Source organism: Cellulophaga sp. RHA19, from assembly GCF_002813425.1.
Lineage (GTDB): Bacteria > Bacteroidota > Bacteroidia > Flavobacteriales > Flavobacteriaceae > Cellulophaga.
This window is the reverse complement of record NZ_PHUL01000001.1, coordinates 3,746,052-3,762,461: the sequence shown is the minus strand read 5'-3', so window position 1 is coordinate 3,762,461 and position 16,410 is coordinate 3,746,052. Positions and strand designations below refer to the sequence as shown.

General features: G+C 31.3%; 20 protein-coding genes. 4 read left to right on the top strand and 16 right to left on the bottom strand.

All coding sequences use genetic code 11. The features are described from left to right. Window positions 1–19: 19 nt before the first annotated feature. On the bottom strand, window positions 20–841 hold the full coding sequence (kdsA, locus tag AX016_RS16275; protein WP_100896619.1) for a 3-deoxy-8-phosphooctulonate synthase: 822 nt from the start codon (window positions 839–841) through the stop codon (window positions 20–22). A 172-nt stretch (window positions 842–1,013) separates the two neighbouring features. Here kdsA and typA point away from each other — a divergent pair, with 172 nt between their 5' ends. Both typA and AX016_RS16265 read left to right on the top strand, forming a co-directional pair. Beyond that, entirely contained in the window at window positions 1,014–2,813 is a 1,800-nt protein-coding gene (gene typA, locus AX016_RS16270) for a translational GTPase TypA (RefSeq protein WP_100896618.1), read from the top strand. 121 nt (window positions 2,814–2,934) lie between these two features. Then, on the top strand, window positions 2,935–3,840 hold the full coding sequence (locus AX016_RS16265) for a DUF6503 family protein (protein WP_100896617.1): 906 nt from the start codon (window positions 2,935–2,937) through the stop codon (window positions 3,838–3,840). 62 nt (window positions 3,841–3,902) lie between these two features. Here the strand turns inward: AX016_RS16265 and ppgK are convergent, their stop codons facing one another. Then, entirely contained in the window at window positions 3,903–4,640 is a 738-nt protein-coding gene (gene ppgK, locus AX016_RS16260) for a polyphosphate--glucose phosphotransferase (RefSeq protein ID WP_100896616.1), read from the bottom strand. Window positions 4,641–4,911: 271 nt separating this feature from the next. Here ppgK and AX016_RS16255 point away from each other — a divergent pair, with 271 nt between their 5' ends. Beyond that, window positions 4,912–5,838 carry a family 16 glycosylhydrolase gene (locus AX016_RS16255; RefSeq protein WP_100896615.1) on the top strand — a complete coding sequence of 309 codons (927 nt, stop codon included), beginning with the start codon at window positions 4,912–4,914 and terminating at the stop codon, window positions 5,836–5,838. A 55-nt stretch (window positions 5,839–5,893) separates the two neighbouring features. Here the strand turns inward: AX016_RS16255 and AX016_RS16250 are convergent, their stop codons facing one another. The 11 genes from AX016_RS16250 to AX016_RS16200 all read right to left on the bottom strand — a co-directional run bounded on the left by AX016_RS16250 (window position 5,894) and on the right by AX016_RS16200 (window position 13,648). Then, the gene (locus AX016_RS16250; RefSeq protein WP_100896614.1) at window positions 5,894–6,388 is read right to left on the bottom strand and encodes a hypothetical protein; all 495 of its coding nucleotides are present in this window, start codon (window positions 6,386–6,388) and stop codon (window positions 5,894–5,896) included. Window positions 6,389–6,497: 109 nt separating this feature from the next. After that, the gene (locus AX016_RS16245; RefSeq protein WP_100896613.1) at window positions 6,498–6,878 is read right to left on the bottom strand and encodes a hypothetical protein; all 381 of its coding nucleotides are present in this window, start codon (window positions 6,876–6,878) and stop codon (window positions 6,498–6,500) included. A 52-nt stretch (window positions 6,879–6,930) separates the two neighbouring features. Further along, the gene (locus AX016_RS16240; protein ID WP_100896612.1) at window positions 6,931–8,391 is read right to left on the bottom strand and encodes a potassium/proton antiporter; all 1,461 of its coding nucleotides are present in this window, start codon (window positions 8,389–8,391) and stop codon (window positions 6,931–6,933) included. A 110-nt stretch (window positions 8,392–8,501) separates the two neighbouring features. After that, entirely contained in the window at window positions 8,502–9,794 is a 1,293-nt protein-coding gene (locus AX016_RS16235) for an APC family permease (RefSeq protein WP_100896611.1), read from the bottom strand. Between the two features lie 57 nt (window positions 9,795–9,851). Beyond that, window positions 9,852–10,319, bottom strand: coding sequence for a hypothetical protein (locus AX016_RS16230; RefSeq protein ID WP_100896610.1), 468 nt, complete (start codon window positions 10,317–10,319; stop codon window positions 9,852–9,854). Window positions 10,320–10,440: 121 nt separating this feature from the next. Beyond that, complete coding sequence (locus AX016_RS16225; RefSeq protein WP_100896609.1) at window positions 10,441–10,917, bottom strand: hypothetical protein; 477 nt, start codon at window positions 10,915–10,917, stop codon at window positions 10,441–10,443. A 117-nt stretch (window positions 10,918–11,034) separates the two neighbouring features. Beyond that, complete coding sequence (locus AX016_RS16220; protein ID WP_100896608.1) at window positions 11,035–11,433, bottom strand: ACT domain-containing protein; 399 nt, start codon at window positions 11,431–11,433, stop codon at window positions 11,035–11,037. Between the two features lie 14 nt (window positions 11,434–11,447). After that, entirely contained in the window at window positions 11,448–11,774 is a 327-nt protein-coding gene (locus tag AX016_RS16215) for a DMT family transporter (protein ID WP_100896607.1), read from the bottom strand. A gap of 69 nt (window positions 11,775–11,843) precedes the next feature. Next, window positions 11,844–12,407, bottom strand: coding sequence for a Crp/Fnr family transcriptional regulator (locus tag AX016_RS16210; protein WP_100896606.1), 564 nt, complete (start codon window positions 12,405–12,407; stop codon window positions 11,844–11,846). A gap of 152 nt (window positions 12,408–12,559) precedes the next feature. Then, the gene (locus AX016_RS16205; protein WP_100896605.1) at window positions 12,560–12,946 is read right to left on the bottom strand and encodes an acyl-CoA thioesterase; all 387 of its coding nucleotides are present in this window, start codon (window positions 12,944–12,946) and stop codon (window positions 12,560–12,562) included. A gap of 81 nt (window positions 12,947–13,027) precedes the next feature. Beyond that, window positions 13,028–13,648 (bottom strand): hypothetical protein, encoded by a 621-nt coding sequence (locus tag AX016_RS16200; protein ID WP_100896604.1) that lies wholly within the window; start codon window positions 13,646–13,648, stop codon window positions 13,028–13,030. A 364-nt stretch (window positions 13,649–14,012) separates the two neighbouring features. On the opposite strand from AX016_RS16200, the gene AX016_RS16195 reads away from it, so the two are divergent. After that, on the top strand, window positions 14,013–14,441 hold the full coding sequence (locus AX016_RS16195; RefSeq protein ID WP_100896603.1) for an FKBP-type peptidyl-prolyl cis-trans isomerase: 429 nt from the start codon (window positions 14,013–14,015) through the stop codon (window positions 14,439–14,441). Window positions 14,442–14,519: 78 nt separating this feature from the next. Here AX016_RS16195 and AX016_RS16190 read toward each other — a convergent pair whose 3' ends face one another. From AX016_RS16190 to AX016_RS16180, 3 genes are read right to left on the bottom strand one after another with little or no spacing between them, the layout of a single operon-like run. After that, the gene (locus AX016_RS16190; protein ID WP_100896602.1) at window positions 14,520–14,705 is read right to left on the bottom strand and encodes a hypothetical protein; all 186 of its coding nucleotides are present in this window, start codon (window positions 14,703–14,705) and stop codon (window positions 14,520–14,522) included. A 15-nt stretch (window positions 14,706–14,720) separates the two neighbouring features. Then, window positions 14,721–15,596 carry a cation diffusion facilitator family transporter gene (locus tag AX016_RS16185; protein WP_100896601.1) on the bottom strand — a complete coding sequence of 292 codons (876 nt, stop codon included), beginning with the start codon at window positions 15,594–15,596 and terminating at the stop codon, window positions 14,721–14,723. Window positions 15,597–15,621: 25 nt separating this feature from the next. Continuing rightward, window positions 15,622–16,305 carry a cell division ATP-binding protein FtsE gene (locus AX016_RS16180; protein WP_100896600.1) on the bottom strand — a complete coding sequence of 228 codons (684 nt, stop codon included), beginning with the start codon at window positions 16,303–16,305 and terminating at the stop codon, window positions 15,622–15,624. Between the last annotated feature and the right edge of the window lie 105 nt (window positions 16,306–16,410).

Genomic DNA, 16,410 nt, shown 5'->3' with positions numbered 1-16,410 from the left:
TGATTGATGAATTGATGTTCTATTTTAAACTATTTACAGTTTTTCTAATAGCAACAAGGTTTGTTAGTACGCGCTCTAAATGGTCTAAGTGTAACATATTTGCGCCATCACTTTTAGCATTAGCTGGGTCAAAATGTGTTTCCATAAAAATACCATCTGCACCAGTTACAATACCAGCTCTAGCAATGGTCTCTATCATATCTGGTCTACCACCTGTAACACCAGAAGATTGGTTTGGCTGTTGTAAAGAGTGTGTTACATCTAATAAAACAGGTGCATATTGCTTCATAGTTGGTATGCCTCTAAAATCTACAATCATATCTTGGTAGCCAAACATAGTACCACGGTCTGTAACCATAACTTGCTGGTTGTTGCTATCTGTAACCTTAGTAACGGCGTGTTGCATACTTTCTGGACTCATAAATTGTCCTTTTTTAAGATTCACAACTTTACCTGTATTTGCAGCAGCTACAACTAAATCTGTTTGTCTAACTAAAAAAGCAGGTATTTGTAAGATATCTACATATTCTGCAGCTTTTTCAGCATCAGATACTTCATGAATATCTGTAACTGTAGGAACATTAAAGGTTTCAGAAACTTTTCTAAGAATTTTAAGTGCTTTGTCATCGCCAATACCTGTAAAAGAATCTACTCTACTACGGTTTGCTTTTTTAAAACTTCCCTTAAAAACATAAGGAATTTCTAACTTATCTGTAATTGTAATTATTTTTTCTGCAATGCGCAAAGCCATATCTTCTCCTTCTATAGCACAAGGGCCAGATAGTAAGAAAAAATTGTCGCTTTTTGTGTGTTTTATTTGAGGTATAAGATCTAAGTTCATCTGTGTTCTAAATTTGTAATTGCAAAGATAGTAGTTTTTACCAGTATTTTACATTTTGTAAACAAGCTCTAAATCAGTATAATAAGAAATTGTAATCTTTTGCTTTTGGGTAAAAAAAATAGAGTATCTTTGCGCGCGCATTTAGGAAGGTAAATGCATTTAAAAATCAGTTATGTCAACAACAAAGAACATTGCAATTATTGCCCACGTAGATCACGGGAAAACGACCTTGGTAGATAAAATTATGTATCACTGTCAGTTATTTAGAGAAAACCAAAATACAGGTGATCTTATATTAGATAACAACGATTTAGAACGCGAACGCGGAATAACAATCGTATCTAAAAACGTTTCTGTAGTCTATAAAGACACAAAAATTAACATTATAGATACTCCTGGTCACGCCGATTTTGGTGGAGAGGTAGAGCGAGTATTAAATATGGCAGATGGAGTTTTACTTTTAGTAGATGCTTTTGAAGGACCTATGCCACAAACTCGTTTTGTATTGCAAAAAGCAATTGACCTTGGTTTAAAACCTTGTGTTGTTGTTAATAAGGTTGATAAAGAAAACTGTACGCCAGAAGAGGTACACGAAAAAGTTTTTGACTTAATGTTTGAGTTAGGAGCAGAGGAGTGGCAGTTAGATTTTCCAACAGTATACGGTTCAGCTAAAAATAACTGGATGAGTGACGACTGGAAAAACGAAACAGAAAACATAGAGCCATTATTAGATATGGTTATAGAGCATATTCCAACTTTTGAACCAAAAGAAGGAAATACTCAAATGCTTATTACTTCTTTAGATTATTCTTCATTTACAGGTAGAATTGCTATTGGAAGATTACAACGTGGTGGCTTAAAAGAAGGTCAGCAAATTTCTTTAGTAAAAAGAGATGGTACTATTACTAAATCTAAAATTAAAGAACTTTATACTTTTGAAGGTCTTGGTAGATTAAGAGTAGAGGAAGTTAATACAGGAGACATTTGTGCTATTGTAGGTTTAGAAGGATTTGAAATTGGTGATACTGTTGCCGATATTGAAAACCCTGAAAAATTAGAGAGTATTGCTATTGATGAGCCAACAATGAGTATGTTGTTTACAATTAACGATTCTCCTTTCTTTGGTAAAGATGGTAAGTTTGTAACTTCTCGTCATATTAAAGACCGTTTAGAGCGCGAGCTAGAAAAAAACTTAGCATTACGTGTAAACGAAACTGATAGTGCTGATAAATTTTTAGTATTTGGACGTGGTGTATTACACTTGTCTGTACTTATTGAAACAATGCGTAGAGAAGGTTACGAGCTACAAATTGGACAGCCACAAGTTATTATTAAAGAAATTGATGGTGTTAAATGTGAGCCTGTAGAAAGTTTAACTATAGATTTACCAGAAGCTGTATCTGGTAAGGCTGTAGAAATGGTTTCTATGCGTAAAGGTGAAATGACGAGTATGGAAGCAAAAGGAGAGCGTATGGTATGCGAGTTCTTAATTCCTTCTCGTGGTATTATTGGTCTTAGAAACCAATTATTAACTGCTACTGCTGGTGAAGCTATTATGGCACACCGTTTCTTAGAGTACCAACCAATGCGTGGAGATATTCCTCAACGTCAAAATGGTTCTTTAGTTTCTATGGAAACAGGAAAAGCAATTCCTTATTCTATAGATAAATTACAAGACAGAGGTAAGTTCTTTGTAGATCCAGGTGAAGATATTTACGAAGGTCAAGTAATTGGAGAAAACTCTAGAGGTGATGATATGACAGTTAACATCACTAAAACTAAAAAGTTATCTAACGTACGTTCTTCAGGAGCAGATGATAAAGCTAAAATTGTGCCAGCTATTAAATTCTCTTTAGAAGAAGCTTTAGAATACATACAAAAAGATGAGTACGTAGAGGTAACTCCTGCGCACTTAAGATTACGTAAAATTTACTTAACAGAAAACGAACGTAAGCGTAATAAAATAGCTTAATTAATTAAGTTTATACTACAAAAATCCCAAGGCGTAAGTCTTGGGATTTTTTTTATTTAATTTTGAAATGTTCTGTAAGTTAAAACGACTACTAGATATTAACACATAAATATAGATGAGAATGAAAATAATAGTAAAACTTGTAAGTTTATTTGCAATAGTAAGTTTTGTTGCTTGTAAGGAAACAAGTAAAAAGCAAGCTGATAAAAATACACTAGAACAAACAGAAGAATTAGGATATCAAATACCAAACTCTTGGATAGAAAAAAGAGTTACTGCTGCCAGTAAAAGATTAAATGCTACAGAGGCAGGTAAAGTCTTATGGAGTGCAATGGATGCGCACGGCGGATTAAAAAAATGGTATTCTAATGGTTATTTATCTTTTAGATTTAATTACCAACCATTAAATGGTAAAGGTATTAGAGATTCTTACCAAACAATAGATACTTGGAATAACAAAGCAAGACACAATAGCATAACAGACAAGAGTAATTTTTTTGGTTGGGATGGCAAAGAGTCTTGGGTTAAAGCAAAAGATAGTACTTCTTTTGAGTATGACACTAAGTTTTGGGCATTAACTCCAATATACTTTTCTGGTCAACCATTTGTTTTTGATGGTAAAGGTGTTAACTTAGAGTTGTTACCACAAGTAACTTTTAATGGAAAAACAGAAAATGTAGTTAAAGTTACTTATGATGGTGGCGTTGGTTCTGCTCCAGATGATTATTACATTATGTATATAAATGCAGAAACTAATTTAGTGGATGCTTTTAAATACATTGTTTCTTATCCAGAGTATTTCCCTGAAGGTGGACACGCTCCTGAAAAAATTACAGTTACCCAAGGAACAACAACTGTAGACGGTATTGTATTTGCTAAAGGTTTTAAAACCTATTGGTCTAATGAAGAAGAGGAAAACGGGTTAGGAGAATATATTACTAAAATAGATGTTAGTGATATTAGTTTTTCTGATGAAGTAGAAGAAAATTATTTTTCTAAACCAGAAGGAGCAAAAATTTTAAAATAGTATATAAATTGAAGTTGTAATACAAGAAAAAGCCTTCATCTATAATAAGATGAAGGCTTTTTTTATTTTTTTAATGTGGCAGATGCTGCGCCTATAATTCCGGCGTGGTTTTCTAATACGGCAGGTATTACTGGAGTGTTAATTTTTATGTACTTACTAAATTTTTCAAATTCTTTAGATATGCCACCACCTATAACAATGGTGTCTGGTGCGACTAACAACTCTACATACTCTAAAAAAGTATTTACACGTTTTCCCCATTTTTTAAATGAAAGATCTTCTCGTTGTCTAGCAGAATCAGCAGCCCAAAGTTCTATTTTTTTATGCTTTTTGTAAGGTATTTGACCTAACTCAAAATTAGGGATAAGTTGGCCATCTAAATAAGCGCTACTACCTAAACCGGTTCCAATGGTAATCATTACAACAAAACCTTTAAGATCTTTACCTACACCATAATTCATTTCTGCGTGGCAAGCTGCATCTGCATCATTAATTACTGTAAACGGCAAGCCTGTAGTTTCTGTAAACAAAGCAGTAACATCTTTATTAACCCATTTACTATGTAAATTTCCAGGTGTTTTGCAAACACCACCTTTAATTAAAGTAGGAAAACCACAGCCAACAGGACCATCATAATTAAAATGCTTTATAATTTTATGTACAACTTTAGCCATTTCTTTTGGCTTTTTTGTAGGCGGAGTAGGAACTCTAAAACGGTCTGTAATTTTTTCTCCTGTCTTAACATTTACTAGCGCTCCTTTAATTCCAGAACCACCAATATCTATACCTAGAACTTCCATTTAGTAGCTTTATAGTTAGATTAACAAAGTAACAAAAAAACTTTAAAGAGTATCTATTAAATAAATCTATGTAGTATTTAATAGGTTTTTACATGTCATTAAAATAATAGTAGATTCTTATAAATTACTATTAGTAAGTAATTTAAGAATTTAAATATTAATACTCTTAAAATACTCAAAAGTCTACAATTAATTATTAGATACAGGTTTTAGGTATATTTTAGATCTGCACTAGTTGTTTTTTGTATATTTGTAAGAAAAATATTTATAAATGTTTAGAATAAATTTAAAGTATTTAGCTGTATTAATGGTTTTTAGTAGTTTATCATGTAGCAGTTCTAGTGATGATGATACTGTTAATAGTGCTGTAGGAAAAGCCATTGTTTTAGAGGCTCCATTTTTTGTAGATGATAATAATCCTGCTCCTTCTGGAAAAAAATGGACTAAAATAGAAAACGTTTCAGATGAGTTTAATAATAATAACTTTGATGAAGTTAAATGGGTAAATACCAGTACACGCTGGATAGGAAGAGCTCCAGGAATTTTTAAAGCAAATACTGTATCACAAGCTGAGGGTAATTTAATGCTTACGCCATATGAGTTAAATGAGCCAGAAGTGGTTAATGGAGATACTTTTACTCATGCAGGTTCTAATATCTACTCTAAAAATGCAGTGCAGGTTGGTACTTATGTAGAGTGTAGTATGAAAGCAAATAAAACTTTTATGTCTTCTACATTTTGGTTAATTAATGTTGTTGGAGAGGGAGAAGGATGTGACAAGAGGGTAACAGAATTGGATATACAAGAATGTGTTGGGCAAATTACAGGAACAGCAAATTTTGCTAAAACTTTTGATGAAACAATGCATTCAAATACGCACAGTAGAAATACTAACTGTGAAGAAACTCCAGTTGGATCTGAAGGAAATAATGTAACTACAGGTGAAAAGGTTTGGGAAGATTACCATATTTATGGTGCTTGGTGGAAGAGTCCTACAGAAATAGAGTTTTATCTTGATGGTAAAAAAGTTTATACTGTAACTCCTAAAGCTGAGTTTAGTTTGCAAATGTATTTAAGGTTGGTGGTAGAAACTTATGACTGGAATCCTGTTCCTGAAGATGGAGGAATGACAGCAAGTAAATCTGATAGAACAACGTATTATGATTGGGTTAGATCTTGGGAATTAAAAGATAATTAACCTTTAAATAATTGAAACTTAAAAAGCCCTTTACTGTTGTAAAGGGCTTTTTAAGTTAGTTAAACTGTAGTAACTTTTTATTAATTAATGTTTCCCATTTTTTTGCTAACTGTAGTTCCCCTGTTAGTTGCATTTTTAAGTCGGAATCATACACATGAAATAAAGCTTCTGGGTTGTTATTAAAACGAGGAATAAATTTTAAATATAAGCCTTGTATTATATACTCTTTTCTATCCTTATTAGTATTTATGGTTTTACTTTTTGTGCCTATTTTACAGGTTTTAATACCTTCTAAGTTTACTATTCCCTCGTTTATTACTCCTTCTTCATTTTTGTAATAGAAAACCCTATTTTGTTTATGGTCAATACCAATAATAAAGTTGGCGCTTATTTCATAATCATTAATTGTACAGTTGTCTCTATTTGCTACTTCTTGTAGTGCTGCTAGCATTTTTTTCTCTTTCTTTTTTCGTCCTTTAGCTATTAATATAAAAGGTAATATGCATACTATTACTATTATAATTGCTATTATATCTGTTCCTAAATCCATTATGTAATTTTTTAAAGTTGATGTAAATAAAAGTGTGGCTATGTGTATATACAGAGCCTTTAGTTAAATTGGTTTTACTGCGGTTGCAATAAAAAATGTATCAACTTAATTACAAGAAATAATGAAAAGGAAATATGAGTTTTAACTTTTTAAATTGTACTAAAAAGTTAATATAAGTACTGTAATAATTAGAATTTAGCGATAATATACTGTGCTGACTAGCAGAGGTATTAGACGCTATAAAATTCTTAAATATATCTTTTAATGTAGAAGGAAAATTGCTGTTATTACTAGGAATGTCAACAATGTTTTCGGTTTGTGAAGTCTGCGTAAAGAAGTTGTTAGATGCATTGTATGAAAACTGAACTTCTTTTGCTGTAGAAATTTCTTCTACATTATAAGACGCAAGAGATTGTGTTACAACACCTATTGCTAAGCAATACAATGTAGTAAGTAAAAGTGCGCCTATAAATTTTACTGTTTTTTTCACGCCGCAAATGTACTTTAATCTATAAATAAGTAAATGTTAATTTATATTAAAGTTACTTGTTAAGGCAGTTTTTTACATTTTCTATAGCTTCTTGTTTATCTGCAAGTACCACTAAAATGTCTTTATCTTCAATAACAGTAGATCCGTTTGGTGTTACATATTTGTTATCTCTACGTATCATTGCTATAATTGCGTGCTTAGGAAAACCTAGATCTACAATTTTTTTATTTACAGCATAGCAATTAGCAGTAACAGGAATTTCTTTAATTAATGCTTTTGGGTTGTCTTCCATTAGAAGATCTGTAGCACTTAGTTTTTTTTCTTCATTAGGTAATGCTACGTTTAACCATTTAGCCATTACAGACAGTGTTGTACCTTGTATTAATACAGAAGAAACCGAAATAAAAAATACGATGTTAAACATCATATCTGCTTTGTCTATACCAGCCAATAAAGGGTACGTAGCAAATACAATTGGTACTGCACCACGTAAACCAACCCAAGAAATATAAAAACGACGTCTAAATTTCATTTTAAAAAAGAGTAGACTTAGAAATACACTTACAGGGCGTGCTACTAAAATTAAGAATAAAGATATAAGTATTCCAATGCCAAAAACAGGAACAATTTTAGAAGGGAAAACGAGCAAGCCAAGCGTTAAGAATAATACAATTTGCATTAACCAAGCTAAACCATCGTACATTTTTAAAATGGTTTTTTTATGAATTAAATCTTGATTACCTAAATAAACAGCACAAATATAAATTGCTAAAAAACCATTACCGCCAACAAAGTCTGTTGCAGAAAATGTAATAAACATTAATGCAATTACCAGCACTGGGTAAAGGCCTTCAAAATCTAGTTTAATTTTATTTATAATGTACTTGCTAAGTTTACCAAAACCAAAACCTGCTATTGCACCAAATGCCATTTGTTGTATAAACATTGGTATGATAGAGAATATACTCTGGTCCTGATTTATTACTAGTGTTAAAAAGGCAAGTGTTAGCACATATGCCATAGGGTCATTACTACCACTTTCTAACTCTAAGGTTGGTCTTAAATTATTTTTTAATGCTAAGTTTTTAGATCTTAAAATAGAAAATACAGCAGCAGCATCTGTAGAAGACACAATAGAGCCAAGTAGCATACTTTCATAAATTGTAAAATTTGTAATATAAAATACAAAAGTACCTATAGTAACTGCGGTTAAAAGGACGCCTATGGTAGAGAGTACAATACCTTCTTTTAGTATAGGTTTTACAGTGTTCCAGTTGGTATCTAATCCACCAGAAAAAAGAATAAAATTTAAAGATACTATACCTATAAACTGTGCAAGTTTAGGATCATCAAACTTAATACCTCCAATGCCGTCAGACCCAGCAAGCATTCCTATTACTAAAAATAATAGTAAGGTTGGTACTCCAAATTTATAAGATGTTTTACCTACTATAATGCTAATAAAAAGAAGAATAGAGCCAACTAAAACAATATTTTCAATGGTTAAATTCATACAAGCGTTAATTTTTATAAGCTCACAAAAATAATGGTAAAATTTCTATAAAAATATGTATTTATGTTAATGTATTACAAGGAAATGTACAATTATTAAACTGTTCTTTTTTATACTTTGTTTTTCTCTGTTTTTTTGTAAATCCACTCTAAAACAAAGCATAATGCAATTATACTTAAAGATATAATTACTCCTAAAACATTAGAGGTATATTGTTGTTGTAATAAAGCCAAAGTAGCTATTATACAAAGTGTAAAACCAATTAAAGGAATACTTTTTTTAGACCCAGTTTCTTTTGCTCTTCTGTAACCAGCTAAATTAACAATGCCAAATATTACTAAAAAACCAACACTGCCAGCTGTAGAAATACTCTCTAAGTCCAATACATTAACTAAAACTAATGTTGCTAAAGCTGTAATTAATAGTCCTATAGGTTGATTCCATAATTTAGATAAAAAATTATGAGGAAGCTCATCATCCTGAGCAATTTCAAAATTAACACGACTGCCACCATACAATGAAGCATTAATAGCTGAAAAAGTAGAAATTAAAGCAGCTATTGTAATAATTGAAAATCCAATTTTGCCAAGCATTGGCTCAGCAGCTTCTGCCAAAACATAATCTTTTGCAATTGCGATTTTAGAAAAGGGTAGGGAGCCAACAGTAACAAAAGCAATAATTATATAAAGGATTATTACAAAAATTACAGAGTAGTAATAGGCCTTAGGAATATTTTTTTCTGGATTTATTATGTCAGGCGCGGCATTTGCTATAAGTTCAAAACCTTCGTAAGCAACAAAAATAACCATACCGCCAGCAAATAGTTTAACAGGATTTTCCCATTGGGATATTGCTAGTTGTGATAGGTTAGGATTGCCAAATAAACCATAAGCGCCAACAAAAATAAAAGAGATTAATATTACCAGTTTTATAATTACTGCGTAAGATTCTATTTTACCCACAACCGTAATACTGTAGTAATTTATAACGGTAGCTAAAATAATAATACCACTAGCGTAAATATGAAAATCTAATGTTTTATGTGTTGTAATTTCTAGTAAGTTAGGGGCATAAGAGCCAAAAGCACTAGCGTATAAGGATAGCATAATAATATAGCTAACCCAAAGTAAATTATTTATGGCGCCGCTAAATATAGAAACTCCAAAGCCTTTGTTTATAAACTTTACAGTACCACCTCTGTCTGGGTAGGTTTTAGAAAGTTTAACGTAACTATAAGATGTTATAAGAGCTAACATACCTGCAAATAAAAATGCTATTGGTGTACCACCTTTTGCAAGGGAAACTGCAAGTCCTAACACTGCAAAAATGCCACCGCCAACCATACCACCTATACCAATAGATATGGCATCTCGTAATTTTATTTTAGAATTTTGGTTTGTCATTTATACAAGTCTAGTTTTACTCGTACAAAGATAAAAAAACCATTTTAGCTGATTGTTTTATTCGCTTTTTAAAAGCTTCCACCACTTTTTCTTTTGTGGAGTTAAATCTACTCTGGTGTTTAAAAAGTCAAAATATTTCTTGTCTTCTTGCATAAAAATAGGTTTACCTTTTATGGCATAGGCTCTATTAAGTTCGCATTCTGCTCTGTATTTGTTTCCAATTTCTAATTGGCATTGTCCTAATCTTAAATGTATAAAAGGGTTGCCAATAGCATCAGGACAGTGCATAGCGTCAGATAAGTTTTTTACGCCAGCTTTATAATCTTTATTAACAAAGTTAATATCGCCAATAGAAGCCAATACCCAAGTGCTTGTTTCCCATTTTGTTTTAGGCTCTGGTATTAGATCATAAGCAAGCCAGTATTTTTGTAATGCATTGGTGTATTCTTCTTTTTCTATAAGCAAATCTGCTGTCTTAGATAATTGTAAAATTTGCATGTAAATTTTCTCGTCCAATTCCTTCATTTGGGTTTTTTAAGAGCAAAATTTACATCCTTTTTTAATCATATAAGTTGTTTATTTTTAAAGCATTGATAACTTAATGTTTAATTAACTTTTTACAGTTTAAAGGTTAACTCTTTGTAATTTATTTTAGGCTATTAATCATTTTTTTAAAGTGAGGATAATAGATGCGTCCCCACATTGGGTTTTTATCAAATTGATGTACTTCTTTGGTATCTGGATTAAAAATTACTGGAATTGTGAATCCTGCCCATTTTTTACCAGATTTTAATTTTTTGCAATATTCTTTTGCGTCTTCGTCAATATTATTAGAAATTAATATTGATACAACACCAATTGCAGACTGCAAACCTCTTGGCCAACCAGTATAATTTTTCTTTGTAAAATTAAATGATTCTGTTAAGTGTTGGTCTACTATTGTAGAGGTGATTTTTTCATCTTTAAAATCTGTAACCACAATAAACGTATTAAGTTGTGTTGCCATCCAACTTAGTTTAAATTTTTTCTCGTAGCCAATAACACTTCTTTTGTCTAGTATATTATCATCAGAGTGATAAATTCCTTGTGAATTTAATCTTTGTTTAATAGTATCTGTATTCATCGTAAAAAAGGTTTAGTTGTTTTTTTATTTTAATACTCCAAAACTAATAGACTAATAAAAATAAATACTCCCTGTTTTCCGTGAAATGACTGTTTTACAGTTTTTTAAAATTAATTATTATTGTTTTTCTGCTAATTCTTTAAGTACAGAAATAGCTTTTTTAGCATCGTTTTTATCTACAAATATGTGATCATGATAATATGCAGCAATTACATTACAGCTTATATTGTGTTTAGTAAGTTCTGTAGAAAAAGCTGCTGTTAGCCCTACGGCTTCTAATGATGAGTGTATAGTAAGTGTAATCCAACTTGCAATAAAACTATAAGTAAACCCTTGTTCGTCAGCATAGTTTTTTGTTGTAACAATAGTAATACCTTCTGCTTCTTTAAATTCGCAAATTATGTTTTTACGATTTAGCGAGCTACTGTCTTTTATAGTGCAAAAAACGTATTCCCCTTTGTTAAGTTTAGGAGTCATACCTTTTAGTAATTCTGATAAATTAGTTTTTCCAGACATTTTTTTCTTTTTAATTAATGTGTCACGGCTTTTAGTCCAACAATAGACCCAACAAGTGTAGTTATAAAAAATATTCTCCAGAAATTGGCAGGATTTTTAAAAACAAAAATACCTACAAGTACTATGCCTACAGCTCCAATGCCTGTCCATACAGCATAACCAGTGCCAATAGGTATGGTTTGCATTGCTTTTATTAATAAAATAAAACTAACAGCAGAACATATAAAAAAGCCTGTGTACCATAAGTACATATCAGTTCCTGTTGCCTCTTTAGCTTTGCCTAAGCAGAACGCAAAAGCAACTTCAAACAGACCTGCAATTAGTAAAATTACCCAATTCATAGTTGTTCTTTTTTTACAAAGGTCTAACAACGTAATTAGATAAAATTTTACAAATGATAAAAAATGAAACTATTTTATGCTAGCTCTAATTCTGCTTAAACTAACTTGTGTAATACCTAAGTATGATGCTATATGTCCTAACTGAACTCTTTTAATTAAGTCGCTATTATTTTTTAATAAATCTTGATAGCGTTCTGTAGCGGTTCTAAATTGTCTAGATATTAAGCGTTCTTCAGTTTTAATTAGCTCTTGTTCTGCAAATTTACGACCCCAATTGGCAATGTGTATATCATCAAAAAAAAGTTGTTTTAATTTACTGGTTTCAAGCTTATATAAATCACAATCTTCAAGCAATTCAATTTTCTCATAGCCTTTTTTGTTTTCAATATAGCTACGCATAGATATTATGGTTTCAGATTCTTTACCAAACCAAAAGGTAACTTCTGTTGTGTCAAAATCAGAATATGCTCTAACAATTCCTTTTTTAATAAAATATATATTGTGCTCTACAGTATTGTCTTTTATAATTAAATGTGTTTTAGGGTATGACACCTCTACTGTATTGTCTTTAATTTTAGCTAAAGAGGCTTGTGGTAGTGTATAAACATTGTTAAGTATTGTATCTATTGTCATTTTAAAAAGTATGCTTTTAAATATAAGTTAAAAGGTAACCTAAAATAGATCTTCCCAAAACAATATAAGCACTATTAATTTTTTAAAACAGAAAAACAAGTACTAAACTTAAAATAGCGATAAGTGTAGTTTGCCAATCTATAGCAGTCTTTCTATTTTAGTATTTTAACAGGTTTTTTATTCTCATCAATAGCAACAAAAGTAAATTCGCCAGACACAGCTTTTTCCCTGTAGTTAGAGTACATTTCTTCTATATAAATATCTACCCTAACTTTTAAACTTGTATTACCAACGTGAGTAACGTAACCAGATAATTCTACAATGGTACCAGCCGGAATTGGCATTTTAAAATCTATTTTATCACTACTAACAGTTACCATTTGTTGCCTGCTAAATCTTGTAGCGCAAATAAAAGCAGTCTCGTCCATAAGTTGCATTGCAGTACCACCAAAAAGAGTGTCATAATGGTTAGTAGTATTAGGGAAAACGGCTTTAAAAATTGTAGTTACAGATTTTTCAATTCTTTCTTCTAAAGTCATAAGAGTAGATTTATTTAGGTGTAAAATATGTGGTAAAAATACTACTTAAAATTGATTGAAAATAGAAATGAAAGCAAGAGTTTACGCTTGTGTAAAAACGGCAGTTATTAAAAATGCCTCGTATGGTGATACTAAGTGTTTTATACGATTAGCAAAGTAAGGAGAAACTACTTCTTCTCTGTGTAAATCCCATAAATTTGTATGGCTACCACATTTTGGTTCTTTGTCTCTATTCTCATTGTAGCTAATGCATAACTCAATTAATAATTTAAAAAATAGGTTTATAGTAGGTGTTAGTTGTATAAAATTACCTTCTATATCTGTAACGTAAATGGGAGTGTGTTCTTGTGTGGTATCTGCCCATATTTTTTTAGATGATGCATTAAAAGAATGTCCTATTACAACCTTGCCATCTTTCCACGGATTGTGTTTTTTAGTCATAGCTGTTCCTTTTCCAAAAATATGCAACTTTGGGTGTAAGCTAAAAAAGGTGTTTATATGTATGTGTGGTAAAATTAAAAGTGTACTATAATTGGTGTATAAAAAACTTAGTTCTGCAGAAAGTACTTTCTCTTTTACGTGAGTTATTGGTGTTTGGTTCTCTCTAGTTAAAAAGTCGTTTTTACTCCCAAATCTAGTGGTGAGTAATATACTCTGAAAATCTTTTAAGGTGTTAGAAAATTCTTCAAGACTATTCTTCATACTTTAATTACTAATAACATTTTAGCTAATGTAATTGTTTTTAATGGCTAATTTTTATTGATTTTGTAATCGTTTACAATTAATTTATATCCGTTTTTATAGCAAAACCTGACATAGTTGCTGATTTCATTTTTTTAAATTTATATTTTTTTAGCATTTACCTAACTCCCTATAGTACTACTTATAAAGGGCTGTAGCGTTTTTTTCTTTTTTTTAGTTTGATAAAAATAGTGTTTATACCCTTTTATGTCAGGTTTTTATTCCTTTGGCTTGGTTTTAGTGCTTTTATAACCCTAAGTTTAAAATAAAATATAGGCTGCGTAAAAATTATGCAAAGGATATTTTAAAAATTGAAAAATACAATATGAGTATAGTTAAGGAAAACAACACGGTTAAAGTAAATTACACAGGGAAGTTGGCAGACGGACAAGTTTTTGATACTTCTGAAGGTAGAGAGCCGCTAGAGTTTACTTTAGGACAAGGACAATTAATACCTGGTTTTGAAAAAGGTGTTATAGATATGAAGCTAAACGAAAAAAAGACTATTACTATTGCTAAAGAAGAAGCATATGGTGAGGTTAATGAAGCTTTAATACAAGAAGTAAAAAAATCTGAATTACCACAAGATATGGAGCCTAAAGTAGGTATGGGATTAGTTTCTAAAGCTCCAGATGGTAGAGAAATGAACTTAATGGTAGTAGAAGTTAAAGAAGAGTCTATTGTTATAGATGGTAACCATCCTTTAGCAGGTAAAGACCTTATTTTTGATCTAGAAGTTTTAGAGATTAAATAAGCATCTCTCTTTATAAAATAAAAACCCGATAAACACTATTAAAGTTTATCGGGTTTTTTATTAAAAAATAGTTTTAGGTTATTCTTTGTTTTCAGAAGCAGTCTTCATCTTTTTGTAACCTGTGTAAGCAAGCAATGCACCATTAGCAATACAAATAATACCAAGTATTTTTTGCTGTAGCGTAAGTAATGCAATACCACCTATTACGCCGCAAATACCAAATGTTGCTAGTTGTTTGCCCTTATGATGTTGTTTGTTGTTCATTTTTATGTATTTGTGCTACTCGTATGTATCTGGTTCTATATGTATTAAAACATATTCTAGATTTGGAATCTCAGTCATAAGATAATCTTTTAGTTTGTGAGATATATCATGGCCTTCTTTTACTGTAATTTTTCCGTCTACAATGGCGTGTAAATCTATATGAAACTTCATACCTGCTTTACGTATAAAACATTTTTCGGTATCTAAAACACCATCAACCTGTATAGATTTGTTTCTTATTTCATCAATTAAATCATCATACAATTGCTCGTCCATAACCTCGCCAAGTGCAGGTCTTAAAATTAAATAGCTATTATATAATATAAAACCGGAGGCAAGTAGAGCAGCCCAATCATCTGCGGTTTCATATCCTTTACCACAAACAAGTGCAATAGAGATACCAATAAAGGCCATTACAGATGTTATTGCATCGCTTCTGTGGTGCCAAGCATCTGCTTTTAAAGAGGAGCTATGTATTTCCTTACTTTTTTTTAAAACTATACGGTATAGGGTTTCTTTCCAGATAATAATAACTCCTAAAACTATAAGCGTCCAGGCTTTGGGTATTTTGTGCGGTGTTTGTATGTTTTGTATGCTTTCATAAGCAATTATTGTGGCAGATGTAACTAAAAAAGCAACAACCAAAAAGGTAATTAGGGGTTCTATTTTTCCGTGTCCGTATGGGTGATTTTTATCTGCAGGGCGTTTTGCGTATTTAAAACCAACTAGAACAAGTAAAGAAGAAAAAACATCTGTAGTAGATTCTATTGCGTCTGCAATAAGAGCGTAAGAATTACCAAAAAAGCCAGCAAGCCCTTTAATAATAGCCAAGCAAAGGTTGCCTATTATACTAAAATAGGTTGTTTTAATGGCGGTGTCTTCAACATTCATAGTTGTAGGCCTTTGTAAGTTGTTTTTAAACGGCGCGTTGTACTACTTCAAACACCTTATTGTCATCGCACTTTAAAGTTTTAGATGGGTATTTTAATATAAGTGCATAGTCGTGTGTTGCCATTAAAATTGTGCGTCCGGTTTTGTTTATATCTTGCAACACTTTCATAACCTCTACACTAGTTTGTGGGTCTAAGTTTCCTGTAGGTTCATCGGCTAAAATAAGTTCAGGGTCGTTAAGTAAAGCACGTGCAATTGCAATACGCTGTTGCTCTCCTCCAGAAAGCTCATGCGGAAATTTAAATCCTTTTGTTTTCATACCAACCTTGTCTAAAACTTCTTCAATTTTAGTATCCATTTTGGTGCGGTCTTTCCAACCTGTAGCTTTTAAAACAAAAAGTAAATTGTTATTTATAGTACGGTCTGGTAATAATTTAAAATCCTGAAAAACAATACCAAGTTTACGGCGTAAAAACGGAATGTCTTTTTCTTGCATTGTTTTTAAATCTATATCTACAATAGTACCGCTACCTTCTTTTAATGCTAAGTCACCATAAAGGGTTTTCATAAAACTACTTTTTCCACTTCCTGTTTTTCCTATAAGGTAAACAAACTCGCCCTTTTTTATCTCTAAAGAGATGTTATTAAGCACAAGGCTGTCTTTTTGAAAAACGGAAACGTCTTTAAGTTCTAAAATAGTGTCTTGCATAAATTTTGAGGTAAATAAATTTACTGGTATTATTGTTGATATAAAAGTAATAAGTTTAAGGGTAAAAGTAATGCGCTTTGGTAAAAAATATTTTTCTTAGTTTTA

Excerpts from the sequence above, each read along its gene's own strand:
- typA (WP_100896618.1), top strand. The coding sequence starts at position 1,014 with ATGTCAACAACAAAGAACATTGCAATTATTGCCCACGTAGATCACGGG.
- AX016_RS16215 (WP_100896607.1), bottom strand. The coding sequence starts at position 11,774 with ATGAATTGGGTAATTTTACTAATTGCAGGTCTGTTTGAAGTTGCTTTT.
- AX016_RS16265 (WP_100896617.1), top strand. The coding sequence starts at position 2,935 with ATGAAAATAATAGTAAAACTTGTAAGTTTATTTGCAATAGTAAGTTTT.
- AX016_RS16190 (WP_100896602.1), bottom strand. The coding sequence starts at position 14,705 with ATGAACAACAAACAACATCATAAGGGCAAACAACTAGCAACATTTGGT.
- ppgK (WP_100896616.1), bottom strand. The coding sequence starts at position 4,640 with ATGGAAGTTCTAGGTATAGATATTGGTGGTTCTGGAATTAAAGGAGCG.
- AX016_RS16250 (WP_100896614.1), bottom strand. The coding sequence starts at position 6,388 with ATGGATTTAGGAACAGATATAATAGCAATTATAATAGTAATAGTATGC.
- AX016_RS16210 (WP_100896606.1), bottom strand. The coding sequence starts at position 12,407 with ATGACAATAGATACAATACTTAACAATGTTTATACACTACCACAAGCC.
- AX016_RS16185 (WP_100896601.1), bottom strand. The coding sequence starts at position 15,596 with ATGAATGTTGAAGACACCGCCATTAAAACAACCTATTTTAGTATAATA.
- AX016_RS16255 (WP_100896615.1), top strand. The coding sequence starts at position 4,912 with ATGTTTAGAATAAATTTAAAGTATTTAGCTGTATTAATGGTTTTTAGT.
- AX016_RS16180 (WP_100896600.1), bottom strand. The coding sequence starts at position 16,305 with ATGCAAGACACTATTTTAGAACTTAAAGACGTTTCCGTTTTTCAAAAA.
- AX016_RS16195 (WP_100896603.1), top strand. The coding sequence starts at position 14,013 with ATGAGTATAGTTAAGGAAAACAACACGGTTAAAGTAAATTACACAGGG.
- AX016_RS16230 (WP_100896610.1), bottom strand. The coding sequence starts at position 10,319 with ATGAAGGAATTGGACGAGAAAATTTACATGCAAATTTTACAATTATCT.
- AX016_RS16220 (WP_100896608.1), bottom strand. The coding sequence starts at position 11,433 with ATGTCTGGAAAAACTAATTTATCAGAATTACTAAAAGGTATGACTCCT.
- AX016_RS16205 (WP_100896605.1), bottom strand. The coding sequence starts at position 12,946 with ATGACTTTAGAAGAAAGAATTGAAAAATCTGTAACTACAATTTTTAAA.
- AX016_RS16200 (WP_100896604.1), bottom strand. The coding sequence starts at position 13,648 with ATGAAGAATAGTCTTGAAGAATTTTCTAACACCTTAAAAGATTTTCAG.
- AX016_RS16240 (WP_100896612.1), bottom strand. The coding sequence starts at position 8,391 with ATGAATTTAACCATTGAAAATATTGTTTTAGTTGGCTCTATTCTTCTT.
- AX016_RS16225 (WP_100896609.1), bottom strand. The coding sequence starts at position 10,917 with ATGAATACAGATACTATTAAACAAAGATTAAATTCACAAGGAATTTAT.
- kdsA (WP_100896619.1), bottom strand. The coding sequence starts at position 841 with ATGAACTTAGATCTTATACCTCAAATAAAACACACAAAAAGCGACAAT.
- AX016_RS16235 (WP_100896611.1), bottom strand. The coding sequence starts at position 9,794 with ATGACAAACCAAAATTCTAAAATAAAATTACGAGATGCCATATCTATT.